At 62.3% G+C, this 15,449-nt stretch carries 12 protein-coding genes; 6 read left to right on the top strand and 6 right to left on the bottom strand.

The window, feature by feature from the left end; genetic code table 11:
• Positions 1-53: 53 nt before the first annotated feature.
• Entirely contained in the window at positions 54-1,079 is a 1,026-nt protein-coding gene (locus V7773_RS04860; protein ID WP_336072500.1) for a LacI family DNA-binding transcriptional regulator, read from the bottom strand.
• Positions 1,080-1,322: 243 nt separating this feature from the next.
• On the opposite strand from V7773_RS04860, the gene V7773_RS04855 reads away from it, so the two are divergent.
• Entirely contained in the window at positions 1,323-3,476 is a 2,154-nt protein-coding gene (locus V7773_RS04855; protein WP_336072499.1) for a WG repeat-containing protein, read from the top strand.
• A 49-nt stretch (positions 3,477-3,525) separates the two neighbouring features.
• On the opposite strand, the gene V7773_RS04850 is transcribed toward V7773_RS04855, so the two are convergent.
• Positions 3,526-3,879 (bottom strand): hypothetical protein, encoded by a 354-nt coding sequence (locus V7773_RS04850; RefSeq protein WP_063320773.1) that lies wholly within the window; start codon positions 3,877-3,879, stop codon positions 3,526-3,528.
• Positions 3,880-4,310: 431 nt separating this feature from the next.
• Between V7773_RS04850 and V7773_RS04845 the strand changes: the two genes are divergently transcribed.
• Positions 4,311-9,179 carry an NAD-glutamate dehydrogenase gene (locus tag V7773_RS04845; protein ID WP_336072498.1) on the top strand — a complete coding sequence of 1,623 codons (4,869 nt, stop codon included), beginning with the start codon at positions 4,311-4,313 and terminating at the stop codon, positions 9,177-9,179.
• A 181-nt stretch (positions 9,180-9,360) separates the two neighbouring features.
• On the opposite strand, the gene V7773_RS04840 is transcribed toward V7773_RS04845, so the two are convergent.
• The 3 genes from V7773_RS04840 to pdxR all read right to left on the bottom strand — a co-directional run bounded on the left by V7773_RS04840 (position 9,361) and on the right by pdxR (position 11,912).
• A complete protein-coding gene (locus V7773_RS04840; RefSeq protein ID WP_336072497.1) occupies positions 9,361-9,765 on the bottom strand; it encodes a cupin domain-containing protein in 405 nt (134 codons plus the stop codon).
• A gap of 295 nt (positions 9,766-10,060) precedes the next feature.
• Entirely contained in the window at positions 10,061-10,354 is a 294-nt protein-coding gene (locus tag V7773_RS04835; RefSeq protein ID WP_336072496.1) for an antibiotic biosynthesis monooxygenase family protein, read from the bottom strand.
• A 124-nt stretch (positions 10,355-10,478) separates the two neighbouring features.
• Positions 10,479-11,912, bottom strand: coding sequence for a MocR-like pyridoxine biosynthesis transcription factor PdxR (pdxR, locus tag V7773_RS04830; protein ID WP_336072495.1), 1,434 nt, complete (start codon positions 11,910-11,912; stop codon positions 10,479-10,481).
• Positions 11,913-12,107: 195 nt separating this feature from the next.
• Between pdxR and V7773_RS04825 the strand changes: the two genes are divergently transcribed.
• Positions 12,108-12,548: a carboxymuconolactone decarboxylase family protein gene (locus tag V7773_RS04825; protein ID WP_063320778.1), complete on the top strand. Its 441-nt coding sequence runs from the start codon at positions 12,108-12,110 to the stop codon at positions 12,546-12,548.
• A gap of 180 nt (positions 12,549-12,728) precedes the next feature.
• Here V7773_RS04825 and V7773_RS04820 read toward each other — a convergent pair whose 3' ends face one another.
• Positions 12,729-13,070, bottom strand: coding sequence for a hypothetical protein (locus tag V7773_RS04820; protein WP_336072494.1), 342 nt, complete (start codon positions 13,068-13,070; stop codon positions 12,729-12,731).
• Positions 13,071-13,275: 205 nt separating this feature from the next.
• Between V7773_RS04820 and V7773_RS04815 the strand changes: the two genes are divergently transcribed.
• From V7773_RS04815 to V7773_RS04805, 3 genes are read left to right on the top strand one after another with little or no spacing between them, the layout of a single operon-like run.
• Entirely contained in the window at positions 13,276-13,908 is a 633-nt protein-coding gene (locus V7773_RS04815) for a secretin and TonB N-terminal domain-containing protein (protein WP_336072535.1), read from the top strand.
• Positions 13,905-14,450 (top strand): sigma-70 family RNA polymerase sigma factor, encoded by a 546-nt coding sequence (locus V7773_RS04810; RefSeq protein ID WP_072347363.1) that lies wholly within the window; start codon positions 13,905-13,907, stop codon positions 14,448-14,450. The genes V7773_RS04815 and V7773_RS04810 overlap by 4 nt, the downstream gene beginning before the upstream one ends.
• A 37-nt stretch (positions 14,451-14,487) precedes the next feature.
• On the top strand, positions 14,488-15,429 hold the full coding sequence (locus V7773_RS04805) for a FecR family protein (protein WP_336072534.1): 942 nt from the start codon (positions 14,488-14,490) through the stop codon (positions 15,427-15,429).
• Positions 15,430-15,449 lie beyond the last annotated feature (20 nt).

Here is a 15,449-nt window from a genome sequence, read left to right as displayed (position 1 = left end):
TGTGGCGCACTGAAGATCCCTGTGGGAGCTTGCTCGCGATAGGGGCCTCACCATCACCGACCATTCCCAAGCGTCGACCCACGCTCAATCAACCGCGCCGCAAAATCCAGGTTCCGCACCGGCCCGTTGTCGCCACGCAAGCGCTTGAGCAAACATTCGAATGCACTGGCGCCAATCTCGGCGGTGGGTTGGGCCAGGGCCGTGATGCCGCTGCCCACCAAGGGATACCAATCCAAGTCATCGAGGGCGATCAGGCCCACGTCATCGAACAAGTGACAACCCAGTTCGCGCAACACCGTCGTGGCGGCCAGGGCGGCAATGCCATTGGCGCAGAACAACGCCTTGGGGTCATGGCCAGGCTGGGCAAGAAAGGCCTTGATACGCGTGGTCAACTGATCAGAGGTTTCCACCACGGTGCCGGCCAGGGCAGGCCGTCGTTGGATGCCGGCCTTGAAACTCTCGACTCGCTCGATTCGCGAACTGGTGCCGTCGAACGGTTCGGTCACCAGCAACAGATCGCGGTAGCCCCGTTGTTCGAGGTGATCGAGGGCCATTTCGATGGCCGCCGGGTTGTCCAGCCCGACCAGGTCGCTGTCGAGCCGATCGACCTTGCGATCCACCAGCACCAGGGGCATTTCGCTGCGCAGTTCGAACAGTTCGTCACGGTGGTGACCCAAGGTGTTCACGATCAGCCCTTCGATGTTGTAGGCGCGCAGCAACGCCAGGTGCTGGCGTTCCTGCTCGTCGTCGCGGTCGGTGTTGCACACCACCAGGCTATAGCCATGGCGACGACAGGCGGTTTCCACGCCATGCATCACGGCAATCGAATAAGGGTTGCGGATATCGGCCACCAGCATGCCGATCAGGCGTGTGCGCCCACGCTTGAGGCCACGGGCCATCTGGTTCGGCCGGTAGCCCAGCTCGCTGATGGCCTGCTCGATGCGCCGGGCGATGGCCTCGGAGAGCAGGGCGCGGTCCTCGCCAATGAAGCGCGAGACACTGGCCTTGGAGACCCCGGCGCGTTCGGCGACGTCAAGCATGGTCACGCGGCTGCGCTGGGCGGCGGAGAAAGAAGTCACGGATTGAAACCTGCTTATTGGATTTATTAGTGGCTCTGAAACCGGTTTCAGGAAACACCAGAACCCAATCGGTCGTCAAGGGCGACGTGTCGCAGGCACGACCAGCGGTGGTTCGCTTGCGTCGCACAGGGGCGACGATCCAGACAGGTCTTCATCAGAACCGGGCCACCCAGGCGATTTGCAGCGCGCAAGGCCGTGTGGTTAGCTGCCTGTCTCCCCAGCCCGTTGACTGCCGAAACCACCATGAACTTTACCCAGCCTCGTTTGAGATTGCTGTCGATACTGAGTGTGACCTTGTTGGTGGTGGGCTGTGCGTCCTATTACCTGTTTCGCCACAGCGGCGCGCCGGTAGATGAAGGTTTCGCCGCCGAGCAACTGAACGAAGGGGGCATGGAAGACATCGGTACGCTGGCAGCGCCCGAGGTGGAAAAACGCCTCAATTACTTGATTCAGGACACCGGTGAAACCCTCAGGTCCCTGGAGCTGATCAGCGACGCGCAATTGAGCCTGACCCTTTCGACGAGCGAGCCCGACGACGAGCAGCCATTGCAATACGAGCCGCTGTTTGTCCCGTTCACCAGCGCGCAACTGAAAGCTGAGCTGGCGTCGATTCAAGGCTTGCGTTTTACCCAGCGGCTGTTTGCCGAGGGTTCTGAGGTGCGGCTCGATACCAGCCGCCTCGATCCGCTCTGGAAGCGCGCCGCCACGCCGGAGGAGCCGGCGGCGGAGCAGTACCTGCCGCAGCGCCTGCGTTTTCGCGATGGCAGCGAAACAACCTTCGCCGAGCTCAAGGTGTCGCCCCAGGTCGAGTCCGACGACACGATCTCGTCCCATGACGCCTTCGCCCTGTCGGTGAACAAATCCCTGGCGAGCCTCGGCCTCACGGTCGCTTACCGCAGCTACCCGGCGTTCAAGAAAGTGGTACTGGACAAGGATCACCCGAAAGTGACCCTGGACGGCGGTCAGTCCTTCCAGCTCACTGCCCTGGGTGATGACAGCGCGTCCGTGCGGTTGAGTACACCGAAATTGTCGACCTTCGTGGTGCAGGGGCTGGATGACGCGGGCAGGGCGCTCTACAGCAACGGCAACAACGCCCGGGCGTTCCCTTCCGATGGCGATATCGCGGCGTTGCATGAGTATTACAACGGGTTGCTGCGGACCAAGGGCGATCTCAAGCAGCTCAAGACCGGCCAGGCGGTGCAACAGCAATTGCAGCGCTTGACCGAGGCGCTGGCCGCTCAGGTGGGGCCGTTGAAAAACACCGAGGTCGACTATCGATTCGAGGCCACCCCGCAACGTATCGTCATCCATGTGCTCGATCCGATGGAAGACAACACCGTTGAGTTCGCCCAGGTCGACAACGTCCTTGCAGCACAAGCGCGTTACATCGCCCTGGACCGGAACGCCGAGCGCTATGGTTTCATCGATCAGGCTGGCCAGTGGTTGATCAAGCCCCGTTGGGTGCAGGTGCAAGATAGCCAGATGGCCGATACCTACACGTTGTTTTCCCCGGAGAAGTCCAGCGACCCGGAGTCGGAGTGGCAGGCGTTGCGCAGCCAGCTCGCCTACTTCCCCGCCGGTAGCAACAAACTCGTAGACCTGCCGTTCGAATACATCACCGAGGCGTTGAGCAATGGCCTGCTGTTGGTGGAGCGCGAAACCAACGGCCCTTACGGGCTCTATGATGCCAAGCGTCATCGTTTCGTGTTGCCGATGAAATTCGTCAACCCTACCGTGACCGACAACGTGTTCATCGCCCGTCTCGGCAAGCGAACCGATGTCATGGAAGGCCTGTACGGCGCCTATACCCTGGACGGCAAAGAGATCCTGCCGACGCAGTTCTCGGGCATCGAGTACCGCGAGGGGTTGCTCTACGCCAGCTCCGCCGATCGGAGTCGTCAAGACGTGTTCGACCTGCAAGGTAAACGGATCAACCTTCAGGTGGACAACGTGATAGGCCGGTTTGTCGGGCAACAACCGCTATTGGTGCAAGACACTAAAAGCCGGAAATTCGCTTTTATCGATCGCCAGGGCGCGCGGCTACCCATCAAGTTGCCGTATGACGAAGTGACGCCGTTTTCCAACGGCATGGCGGTGGTCGGACGCGATGGCAGCTACGGTGCCATCGACCTGGCGGGCAGGTTGCAGGTCCCGCTGGATTACAACCAGATCAGCGCGTTCCAGGCCCACTACGCCGCGGCCATCCGGGCCGATGGTGGTTCCGGCCTGGTCTTGATCAGTCGGGACAACAAGGTGATCAAGGAACTGGGGTCCTACACCAGCCTGGACGTGACGGATAACGGCAATGAGGCTCGTTATTACGTGAGGGATCCGAATAACAGTGACGAGTACCTGGTTTATGACGCCGATGGCAATCTCGTGAAGAAAGACGGATAAAGGCGGACGCACTGATTCCTCGCCACAGGAGCGTGTTCGTGTCCGGATCTCAGAGCTGGCTTATATAGGTCCCCGTCCCCTTGAGGATGTTCTGCAGCGTCAGTTCCACTTCCGCCAGGTCCGCCGTATCGGTGTCGTGGGTGATCTCCAGCACATCGTCGCCGTTGAGCGCATCGGCATCCGCCGGGGCAATTTCAATCAGCAAGTGGGTCGGGCTGAGGGTGACCTTGACGCCGTCCAGTGTCGAAGGCTCGCCATCGAGGGCGATTTCCAGTTCATCTTCGTCGGGGTAGCGGGTCATCAGGAACATGTCGCCCTGGGTGCTGTGGCAGCAGAGCATGGCCATGTTGTCTTCTTCTTCATCACACGGGTTGGCGATCAGAAGGGCGGTGGTCATTTTCATGGTGATGGCTCCAGGATCGAGTGCACCTGCGGGGTGCAAAAAGTGGATTCTGCCAGCCCGAAGGATTTTCTGCTGGTTTACCGCCTCGGGGTGCCGTTTGGTCCCCAGCCTGCTAGGGTTGTCCGGTGCGTACCGGCTGTTTAGCTAGCCGATGACCGAATATGTCGCAGCGCTGCAAGCAGGCAGGTTGTCGCACTCGTTAAGCTGCGCAACGGATGTGCACCTGCAAAGGCCATCCCACGGGTGTTTTTTGCAGGTGCCCATGACATGAAATTACATGGAAAAGGATGTGACCTGCGGGTCCTGTCCAGCTTCATCCACCTGTCATCCTGTTTCCTCTGCCCGAGAATCAGGAACGGGATGGCCGATAACCCCGCAAGGGGTTGCACGCGACGCTTTCATCAATAACAAGCCCAAGCGGAGTACCACAGATGGCGTTCTTCACCGCAGCCAGCAAGGCCGACTTCCAGCATCAACTGCAAGCGGCACTGGCGCAGCACATCAGTGAACAGGCACTGCCACAAGTGGCGCTGTTCGCTGAACAATTCTTCGGCATCATTTCCCTCGATGAACTTACCCAGCGCCGGTTGTCCGACCTCGCCGGCTGCACCCTGTCTGCCTGGCGCCTGCTTGAGCGCTTCGATCACGCGCAGCCGCAGGTGCGCGTCTACAACCCCGATTACGAACGCCACGGTTGGCAGTCGACCCACACGGCCGTGGAAGTGCTGCACCACGACCTGCCGTTCCTGGTGGACTCGGTCCGCACCGAGCTGAACCGTCGCGGCTACAGCATTCATACCCTGCAAACCACCGTGCTGAGCGTGCGTCGCGGCAGCAAGGGCGAGTTGCTGGAAATCCTGCCAAAAGGCACCCAGGGCGACGACATCCTGCAAGAGTCGTTGATGTACCTGGAAATCGACCGTTGCGCCAACGCCGCCGAACTCAACGTCCTGAGCAAGGAACTTGAGCAAGTGCTGGGCGAAGTGCGCGTGGCCGTGGCCGACTTCGAACCGATGAAAGCCAAGGTCCAGGAAATCCTCGACAGCCTGGACAGCAGCGCCTACGCCATCGACGCTGATGAAAAGAGCGAGATCAAGAGCTTCCTGGAATGGCTGGTGGGTAACCACTTCACCTTCCTGGGCTACGAAGAGTTCGTGGTTCGTGACGAGGCCGATGGTGGCCACATCGAGTACAACCCCGATTCGTTCCTGGGCCTGACCAAATTGCTGCGCGCCGGCCTGACCGCCGAAGACCTGCGCATCGAAGACTACGCCGTCAATTACCTGCGCGAACCGACGCCGCTGTCGTTCGCCAAGGCCGCGCACCCGAGCCGCGTACACCGTCCGGCCTATCCTGACTACGTGTCGATCCGTGAAATCGACGCCGACGGCAAGGTCATCAAGGAATGCCGCTTCATGGGCCTGTACACCTCTTCGGTGTATGGCGAGAGCGTGCGGGCCATCCCGTACATCCGCCGCAAGGTCGCGGAAATCGAGCGTCGCTCGGGCTTCCAGGCCAAGGCGCACCTGGGCAAGGAACTGGCCCAGGTGGTCGAAGTGCTGCCCCGTGACGACCTGTTCCAGACCCCGGTGGACGAGCTGTTCAGCACTGTCATGTCCATCGTGCAGATCCAGGAACGCAACAAGATCCGCGTGTTCCTGCGCAAAGACCCGTATGGCCGTTTCTGCTACTGCCTGGCCTACGTGCCACGTGATATCTATTCCACCGAAGTGCGCCAGAAGATCCAGCAAGTACTGATGGATCGCCTGAAGGCCTCGGACTGCGAGTTCTGGACCTTCTTCTCCGAATCCGTACTGGCCCGTGTACAACTGATCCTGCGGGTGGACCCGAAGAACCGCATCGACATCGACCCGTTGCTGCTGGAAAAAGAAGTCGTGCAGGCCTGCCGCAGCTGGAAGGACGATTACGCCAGCCTGGTCGTCGAGAGCTTCGGTGAAGCCCAGGGCACCAACGTGCTGTCGGATTTCCCGAAAGGTTTCCCGGCCGGCTACCGCGAGCGCTTTGCTGCGCACTCGGCCGTGGTCGACATGCAGCACCTGCTGAGCCTGAGCGAAAAAAATCCGCTGGTCATGAGCTTCTACCAGCCGCTGGGCCAGGTCTCCGGCCAGCGTGAGCTGCACTGCAAGCTGTATCACGCCGATACGCCACTGGCGCTGTCCGACGTGCTGCCGATCCTGGAAAACCTCGGCCTGCGCGTGCTGGGTGAATTCCCGTACCGCCTGCGCCACACCAATGGCCGCGAGTTCTGGATCCATGACTTCGCGTTCACCGCCGCCGAAGGCCTGGACCTGGATATCCAGCAACTCAACGACACCTTGCAGGACGCCTTCGTCCACATTGTGCGTGGCGATGCCGAGAACGATGCCTTCAACCGCCTGGTGCTGACCGCCGGCCTGCCATGGCGCGACGTGGCGCTGCTGCGTGCCTATGCCCGTTACCTGAAGCAGATCCGCCTGGGCTTCGACCTGGGTTACATCGCCAGCACCCTGAACAACCACACCGACATCGCTCGCGAGTTGACCCGGTTGTTCAAGACCCGCTTCTACCTGGCGCGCAAACTCACCGGCGATGACCTGGAAGACAAGCAACTGCGCCTGGAGCAAGCGATTCTCTCGGCGCTGGACGACGTCCAGGTGCTCAACGAAGACCGCATCCTGCGTCGCTACCTGGACCTGATCAAGGCCACCCTGCGGACCAACTTCTACCAGACCGACGCCAACGGCCAGAACAAGTCCTACTTCAGCTTCAAGTTCAACCCGCACCTGATCCCGGAGCTGCCCAAGCCCGTACCGAAGTTCGAAATCTTCGTGTACTCGCCACGGGTCGAAGGCGTGCACCTGCGCTTCGGCAACGTGGCTCGCGGTGGCTTGCGCTGGTCCGATCGTGAAGAAGACTACCGCACCGAAGTGCTCGGCCTGGTAAAAGCCCAGCAAGTGAAGAACTCGGTGATCGTGCCGGTGGGCGCCAAGGGCGGTTTCCTGCCACGTCGCTTGCCATTGGGCGGCGGCCGGGACGAGATCGCGGCCGAGGGCATCGCCTGCTACCGCATCTTCATCTCGGGCCTGTTGGACATCACCGACAACCTGAAGGACGGCGCGCTGGTACCGCCGGCCAACGTCGTGCGTCATGACGACGATGACCCGTACCTGGTGGTGGCGGCGGACAAGGGCACTGCGACCTTCTCCGACATCGCCAACGGTATCGCCATCGACTATGGCTTCTGGCTCGGCGATGCGTTCGCCTCCGGCGGTTCGGCGGGCTACGACCACAAGAAAATGGGCATCACCGCCAAGGGCGCGTGGGTCGGCGTGCAGCGCCACTTCCGCGAACGCGGCATCAATGTCCAGGAAGACAGCATCACCGTGGTGGGTGTCGGCGACATGGCCGGCGACGTGTTCGGCAACGGCTTGTTGATGTCCGACAAGCTGCAGCTGGTCGCGGCCTTCAACCACCTGCACATCTTCATCGACCCGAACCCGGAGCCTGCCAGCAGCTTTGCCGAGCGCCAGCGCCTGTTCGATCTGCCGCGTTCGGCCTGGACCGACTACGACACCAGCATCATGTCCGAAGGCGGCGGTATCTTCTCGCGCAGCGCGAAGAGCATTGCCATCTCGCCACAGATGAAAGAACGCTTCGACATCAAGGCCGACAAACTGACCCCGACCGAGCTGCTCAATGCCTTGCTCAAGGCACCGGTGGATCTGTTGTGGAACGGCGGTATCGGCACCTACGTCAAGGCCAGCACTGAAAGCCACGCCGATGTCGGCGACAAGGCCAACGACGCACTGCGCGTGAACGGCAACGAACTGCGCTGCAAGGTCGTGGGCGAGGGCGGCAACCTGGGCATGACCCAACTGGGTCGCGTCGAGTTCGGCCTCAATGGCGGCGGTTCCAACACCGACTTCATCGACAACGCCGGCGGCGTGGACTGCTCCGACCACGAAGTGAACATCAAGATCCTGCTCAACGAAGTGGTGCAGGCCGGCGACATGACCGACAAGCAACGCAACCAGTTGCTGGCGAGCATGACCGACGAAGTCGGTGGCCTGGTGTTGGGCAACAACTACAAGCAGACCCAGGCCCTGTCCCTGGCGGCCCGTCGCGCTTTCGTGCGGATCGCCGAGTACAAGCGCCTGATGAACGACCTGGAAGCCCGTGGCAAGCTGGATCGCGCCATCGAGTTCCTGCCGACCGAAGAACAGCTGGCCGAACGTGTCGCGGCGGGCCATGGCCTGACCCGTGCCGAACTGTCGGTGCTGATCTCCTACAGCAAGATCGACCTCAAGGAAGCGCTGCTCAACTCCCTGGTACCGGACGACGACTACCTGACCCGTGACATGGAGACGGCGTTCCCGCCGACACTGGTGAGCAAGTTCTCCGAGGCCATGCGTCGCCATCGCCTCAAGCGCGAGATCGTCAGCACCCAGATCGCCAACGACCTGGTCAACCACATGGGCATCACCTTCGTGCAACGGCTCAAGGAGTCGACGGGCATGAGCCCGGCGAACGTGGCGGGCGCTTATGTGATCGTGCGCGATATTTTCCATCTCCCGCACTGGTTCCGGCAGATCGAAGCCCTGGACCACCAGGTGTCCGCCGACGTGCAACTGGAGCTGATGGACGAGCTGATGCGCCTGGGTCGTCGCGCCACGCGCTGGTTCCTGCGCAGCCGCCGCAACGAGCAGAACGCTGCCCGTGACGTGGCGCACTTCGGTCCGCACCTGGCGGCGTTGGGCCTCAAGCTCGACGAACTGCTGGAAGGTCCGACCCGCGAAGGTTGGCAGACCCGCTACCAGGCCTACGTGGCCGCTGGTGTGCCGGAGCTGCTGGCGCGCATGGTTGCCGGCACGACGCACCTGTACACCTTGCTGCCGATCATCGAGGCGTCCGACGTCACCGGCCAGAACGCCGCCGATGTGGCCAAGGCCTACTTCGCCGTGGGCAGCGCCCTGGACATCACTTGGTACCTGCAACAGATCAGCGCACTGCCGGTGGAAAACAACTGGCAGGCACTGGCCCGTGAAGCGTTCCGTGATGATGTCGACTGGCAACAGCGGGCGATCACCATCTCGGTCCTGCAAGAGGGCGATGGCGCCCAGGACGTGGAAACTCGCCTGGCACTGTGGCTGGAGCAGCACCACGAAATGGTCGAGCGCTGGCGTGCCATGCTGGTGGACATCCGTGCTGCCAGCGGTACCGACTACGCCATGTACGCGGTCGCCAACCGCGAGCTGTTGGACGTGGCAATGAGCGGTCAGGCGGTCGTGACGGCCAACTGATCCGGCGTTGAATGAAAAAGCCCCGCATTGAGAGATGCGGGGCTTTTTCATGCCGGTTGGAATAGAGAACCCTTGTGGGAGCGGGCTTGCTCGCGAAAGCGGTGTGTCAGCCAACAAAATTTTGACTGGAGCACCGCCTTCGCGAGCAAGCCCGCTCACAGGGGAACTGTGGTGCGATTGGTTAGTTCTTCAGCGGAATCAACACCGCCTCATGTTCACCCATCACCATGAACACCAGCAATTTCGCCGGTTGGCTCGTGCTGGCGTTTTTCGACACCAGGTGCTCGGAACCCGCCGCTTCATACCAGAACTCACCGGCCTTGTAGGTCTTCGCCGGTTCGCCCTTGACCTGGGAGGTAATAGCACCTTCCAGCACATAGGCCATGGCCGTGCCTTCGTGTTTGTGGGCAATGGACGACTGGCCGGGGGCATAGTTGACGGTCAGCATCATGGCTTTTTTGCCTGGAACGTTTTTCAGCAATTGTTCCTGCAACACCGTGACCTTCTCCGAAGGCGCGGCTTCGTGGGCGTAGGTATGGGTAACGGGCAGCAGGCTGAGGGCGGCGATCAGAAAGAGGGTTTTCATGGGCATGGACCTTGGTGATTTCGAGTGATTTCGCGCGGTAGCGGCGATGGGTTCACCCTAAGCCCCACGGTGGTGCAAGCAAACGTCCAATCTTTCGGAAGGTGGGTAGACCAATGGGTGGGCGGAGAATTTCCATCAGGCTGGCTCGTACCCGTGGCGAGGGAGCTTGCTCCCGCTGGGTGGCGAAGCCGCCCCAACCGGAACGCCGCCACTGTCCAGGTAAACCGCATCAGCCGGTTTACGACTGCTGCGCAGCCGAGCGGGAGCAAGCTCCCTCGCCACAGGTTAAGAGCGCTCAGACAACCGGAAAACTATTGAAATCCACGCTTCGGGCCAGGCGGTTGTCGATCAGGCTGATGAAACCTTGCACTTCCGGACAGTTGAAGTGGGCTTGCATGGCCGCCTCCGATTGCCAGCGGGCGCTGACGTTCCAGCGGTCGCCATCGTCCGGGCAACGGTCGACCATATAGGCATCGCAGCCCGGCATGGCGCGCAAGGTCTCGACGATTTGCTGCAATTGCCGGCCCAGTTCATCCGAGCGACCGGCGGCGGCTTGCACCTGTACGGTATTGATCACTTGGCGAGACATTGTTCAGGCTCCTGAATCAAGTCGAATGGGTTTGCTCGACGCTCTCAACCACACCCGTGCAGGATAGGCCCGTCGGGGCGCGGCTCAAACAGCCAATGGGCGGATAAATGCCCAGTCCAATCCCTCAGGCGACCTGCTGCAAGATATCTCGCAAACGGTCGAGGGCGATGTCGATGTCCAGGGTTTCGATAGCGCCGAAACCAAAGAACAGGCCTGGCCGCACCGGGGCCTCGTTGAAAAAGCCGTCAAGGCTGTACAGCCCGACTTCGGCTTTTCTCGCCAGCTCGATCACCAGCGCCAGGTCCATCGGGACCTTGCACAGCACTGCCAGGTGGAAGCCTGCGGTTGTGGGAACCGCCTCGAACCAGGGCGACAAATCCCCGCCCATGCGTGCCAGGATTCGCTCGCGGCGCCCGGCATACAGCGTGTGGCAACGGCGGATGTGCTTGAGCAGGCAGCCCTCGGCGATGAACTTCGCCAACGCCCACTGGGGCAGGGTGGAGGTGTGCTGGTCGGTGAGGCGCTTGGCCAGGATCACCGCTTCAAGAATCGCTGGCGGCAGGATCGCATAGCCGAGCCGCAGTTCCGGCAACAAGGTCTTGGAGAAGGTGCCCACGTACGCGACGATCCCGCGCTCATCCAGGCTCTGCAACGAATCGGCGGGCCGGCCTTCGTAGCGGAATTCGCTGTCGTAGTCGTCTTCGATGATGATCGCCCCCAGCTCATAGGCCCGCGCCAGCAGGGCGTTGCGGCGGGCCTGGCTCATGGGCATGCCCAAGGGAAACTGGTGGGAGGGCGTCACATAAATCAGCCGCGTGCCGTCGGGGATCAGGTCGACCCGCATGCCTTGCTCGTCCACCGGCACCCCGGCCACCGTGGCGCCCTGGGAGCCGAACAGCAAGCGCGCCGGTGGATAGCCCGGATCTTCCATGGCCACCAGGCTGCCGGGACGGGTCAGCACCCGCGAGATCAGGTCCAGAGCCTGCTGTGCGCCGTTGCAGACCACGACGTCTTCATCCTGGCAATTGACCCCACGGGAAAACGCGATGTGCCGGGCAATGGCATTGCGCAGCGACGGCAGGCCTTCGGGCTGGCTGTAGAAGCCCTTGGCACTGGCAATCTGACGCAGCGCGTGGGCGGTGCAACGCCGCCAGTCGTCCAGCGGAAACTGACCCTTGCCCGTGGCGCCGCCGATGAAGTCGTAGCGCAACGCACCTTCGAGGGCGGGATGGCGCATCAGGTCGGGCATGGTGCGCCAGGCTTCGACGACGTCGGCACCGGCCAGCTCGCGGTGGCTCTGCTTGCGCACGATCCTGGCCGGCCGTGCGTTGACGTAGGTGCCTTTGCCGATGATGCCGGTGAGCAGGTTTTCGTAGGTCAGTTGGGCGTAGGTGTCGGAGACGGTCTTGCGCGAGACGCCCAGTTGCTCGGCCAGCAGGCGGCTGGGCGGTAGCTGCGTGCCGGCCGCCAGGCGACCGCTTTCGATGGCGCTGCGCAATTGTTGATACAACTGGCCCGACAGGTCCTTGCGGCCGTTGATGACAACATGAAGTTCCATACCCGCAAGCTCCTGGGCGATTGTTTGGCGGCCAGCGTCAAAGGCGCAAGATTACCCGCATTGTGCGACTGCATAGAAGTTGCGTGGGGAAAATCCTGTGCATTGGACTTGTCCCCGGTTTTTTCGCCGAATTGGACCTGTCATTGACCGGTCCCTGAGCTTACCGTGAGGGTCTCGAATGCCACGGAGCCCGCCATGAGCCCGCGTCTGGATTACTACACCGCATCGCCTGGGGCGATGCGAGCCATGATCGGCCTGGAAGCCCTGACCAGCCGCCTGAGTATCGAACCGGCGCTGTTGCACTTGATCAAGATCCGCGCTTCACAACTCAATGGCTGTGCCTTCTGCACCGACATGCATTCGGTGGAGGCACGACGCCAGGGCGAGACCGAGCGCCGGCTCTACGCGGTGGCGGTGTGGCGCGACAGCGGCTTTTTCACGGCCCGCGAACGCGCCGCCCTGGCCTGGACCGAGGCGGTGACGCTGTTGGCTGAAAGCCAGGTGCCGGACGAAATCTATGCCCAGGCCCGGGCCTGTTTCAGCGAGGAGGAATTGGTGGACCTGACCCTGGCGATCAGCACCATCAACAGCTGGAACCGGCTGGCGGTGAGTTTTCGCCAGAGTCCCAGTGCTTGATTGCCAATCCTGAAGGAGACTGTGGCGAGCTGCTTTTGTGGCGAGGGGATTTATCCCCGTTGGGCTGCGTAGCAGCCCCAAAAACAAAGAACTCAATCTATCTGACATACCGAGCTGTCAGGCTTTAGGGCCGCTCGCGCCCCAACGGGGATAAATCCCCTCGCCACAAAAGCGGCGTCGTTACTTGAGCAGCGACGAGGTCCCCGAGGTAGCCGGCGGCCGTTGGGGCTTGACCGAAGTGCCGAATGTATTGCCCATGCGCACCCCCGTGGCCGCCGGGGTAGCCAGGCCAATGCTGTTCGGAGCGCGCTCGTTGACCGGCACATTCATGGCGTCCTGGGCCTGTTGCGCCGCCTTCGCGGCCTGGGGGTCGTTGCCCATCTGCCGACTCAGGCAGTTGTAGTCGGGGGTCTTGTAACCGCCAACGGTTACCTCGATACAGGCCGGGGCTTCTTCACCCTGGGCCCCGGGCAGGGCCATGAACAGCCCGAGGCCTGCCATCATGTTCATCCACGGTTTCATCTGCGACCTCCTGGCCCGCCGCAGCGGACGGTGTGTTGTCAGGGCACCAGTCTAGTGCGGCCTGGAGGATTTGTATCGGTTGTCATACGACATTCATAAACACCCCTCAGGATGACGATTTTCAACGGATACGTCAGTCGTGCAGCAGGGCAGAGCCGGGGGCGGACGCGGACGTGGATTGACCAGGGCGCCCTTGGGGTGGCTGATGGTGTTGCTGTGTCTGCTGGCCGGGCCGATCCAGGCGGTCGGCCTGGTGGACCTGGACATCGCGCCCCAGGAACTGACCACGGCGCTGGAGCAGTTCAGCCGGGCGACGGGCATGGCGGTGCTGGTGGACCATCAGTTGTCGAGCCAGCGTCATACGCTGGGTGTCCAGGGGCAGTTCACACCTTCCGAAGGGTTGAGGGTGTTGCTCAGCGGCACCGGACTGGCGGCGCACTATGCCCGGGCGGATGCGTTCACATTGCAGCCGGTGCGGGTCCGCGAGGTGCCGCTGCCTCCCGGCGTCACCCCAGGCTTGAGTGACAGCAACTACGCGGCAGCGATCCAGGCGGTCATCCAGCGCAATTTGTGTGGTTCACCGTTGACCCGCCCAGGCAGTTTCCGGGCGGTGCTGCAAGTGTGGATAGGCCGGGACGGCGTGGTCCAGCACAGCCGCCTGGTCAGCTCCACGGGCGACCTGATGCGGGACAAGGCCTTGGTCAACAGTTTGCAGAACCTCAGGATCGACCGCCCGGCGCCCAGCTCGTTGCGCCAGCCGGTGACCCTGCTTTTGTTACCCGACTTATCAGGAAGAAGCATGGAATGCATAGCAGGGGAAGGGGTGTCCGGGCGATGAAAGACTCCGGTCGCAGCCCGTTGGTGAGGTTGTTCCTCACCTCGTATGAGGATTTCAAGGTGCGCCTGCGCAGACGCCTGGGCTCCGAGGAACTGGCCAACGATGTGTTGCATGAAACCTACCTGCGGGTCGATCGCATGGTCGATACCCAGGAGATTGCCCAGCCCAACGCTTATTTGTATCGCATGGCCCTGAATATCGCCGCCGACCGCCGGCAGGCCGATGCGCGTTTGCTCACGGGCGATGAAATCGAGGAATTGCTGCAGGTCTCGGATGAAGCGCTGGATCCGGCCCGTGTGGTGGGTGGGCAGAAGGAGCTGCAGACCCTGCTCAAGGCTTTGTACGAACTGCCGGCGCGCCGCCGCAGGATCTTCATTGCCGCACGCCTGGAGGAAGCGCCGCACCTGGAAATATCCCAGCGCTTCGGTATTTCCACGCGCATGGTGGAGAAGGAAATCAAGGCTGCGTTGGGGCACTGCGCCCAGCGCCTGGAAAGAAAAGTCATTCAGCGGTTCGGTCCCGGCGCGGGAAAACCGTCTTGAGAGTAGAGACCCGACCCTTTCGTGAGTGTGTGTGCGCTTGAACATCTTCAGCATCGCTTCCCCTGACGCCACGCCCCAGGCCCGATTGGCCAGCGAGGCCCGAGACTGGCTGATCCTGCTGACCTCGGGGCGCGCCACTGTGGCCGATGCCCGGGCCTTGCGCCTGTGGTGTGGGCAAAGTCCCGAACATGCGCAGGCCTTTGAACAGGCCAAGGCGTTGTGGCAGGGGCTGCAACCGGCCGCCGCAGCGTTGCAGGCGCCCCGGCATTTCGGCCGTCGGGCGTTGTTGGGTGGCGCCATCGCGGCATCGGCGGCCTTCCTGTTGATCCGCGCCACGGTGCCAGGCGGTGTTTCCGGGCTGGGAGCCGACTACGTCACCGACGTCGGCGAACAGCGCCGCGTGGAACTGGCCGAAGGCGTCAGCCTGGAGCTCAACACCCAGACCCGCCTCAGTCGCCGCGCGCTGGTCGACGGCGGACAAGGACTGGAATTGCTCAGCGGCGAGATTGAAGTGCAGGGGCGCAGTGCCCAGGTGGTCAGCGTCCAGGCCGGCGCCGGCTGGATCAGCGCCGCCCAGGCACGCTTCAACATCCGCTACACCGACCAGAGCGTCTGCGCGACCTGCCTGGAGGGCGTGGTGCAGGTCGAGGTGCAAGGCCGGCGGTTTCGCCTGGAGCCGGGCATGCAGATGACTTATGACCCTCACCAGGTGGGCGCGCCCAAGCGTGCCGATGTGTCGGCCGCCATTGCCTGGCGTGAGCAGGTGTTGGTGTTCAACGACGCGACCCTGGCCAGCGTCATCGACGAAATCAACCGCTACCGTCCCGGCATGTTGCTGCTGCTCAACCGCGAACTGGGCCAGCGCAAGGTCCAGGCGCGGTTTCGCCTCGACCAGTTGGCGGGCGTGGCGCTGTTGATCCGCGATGCCTACGGCGCCAAATGCACCGAGTTGCCGGGTGGCGTGGTGGTGCTGAGCTGAGGCCTGCGGCGCTTGGCGAG

Source organism: Pseudomonas sp. 3JA, assembly GCF_036961705.1.
GTDB classification, from domain to species: Bacteria; Pseudomonadota; Gammaproteobacteria; order Pseudomonadales; family Pseudomonadaceae; genus Aquipseudomonas; species Aquipseudomonas fluorescens_Q.
Note: the sequence above shows the minus strand (reverse complement) of the source record. Positions and strands in the feature narration are given on the sequence as shown.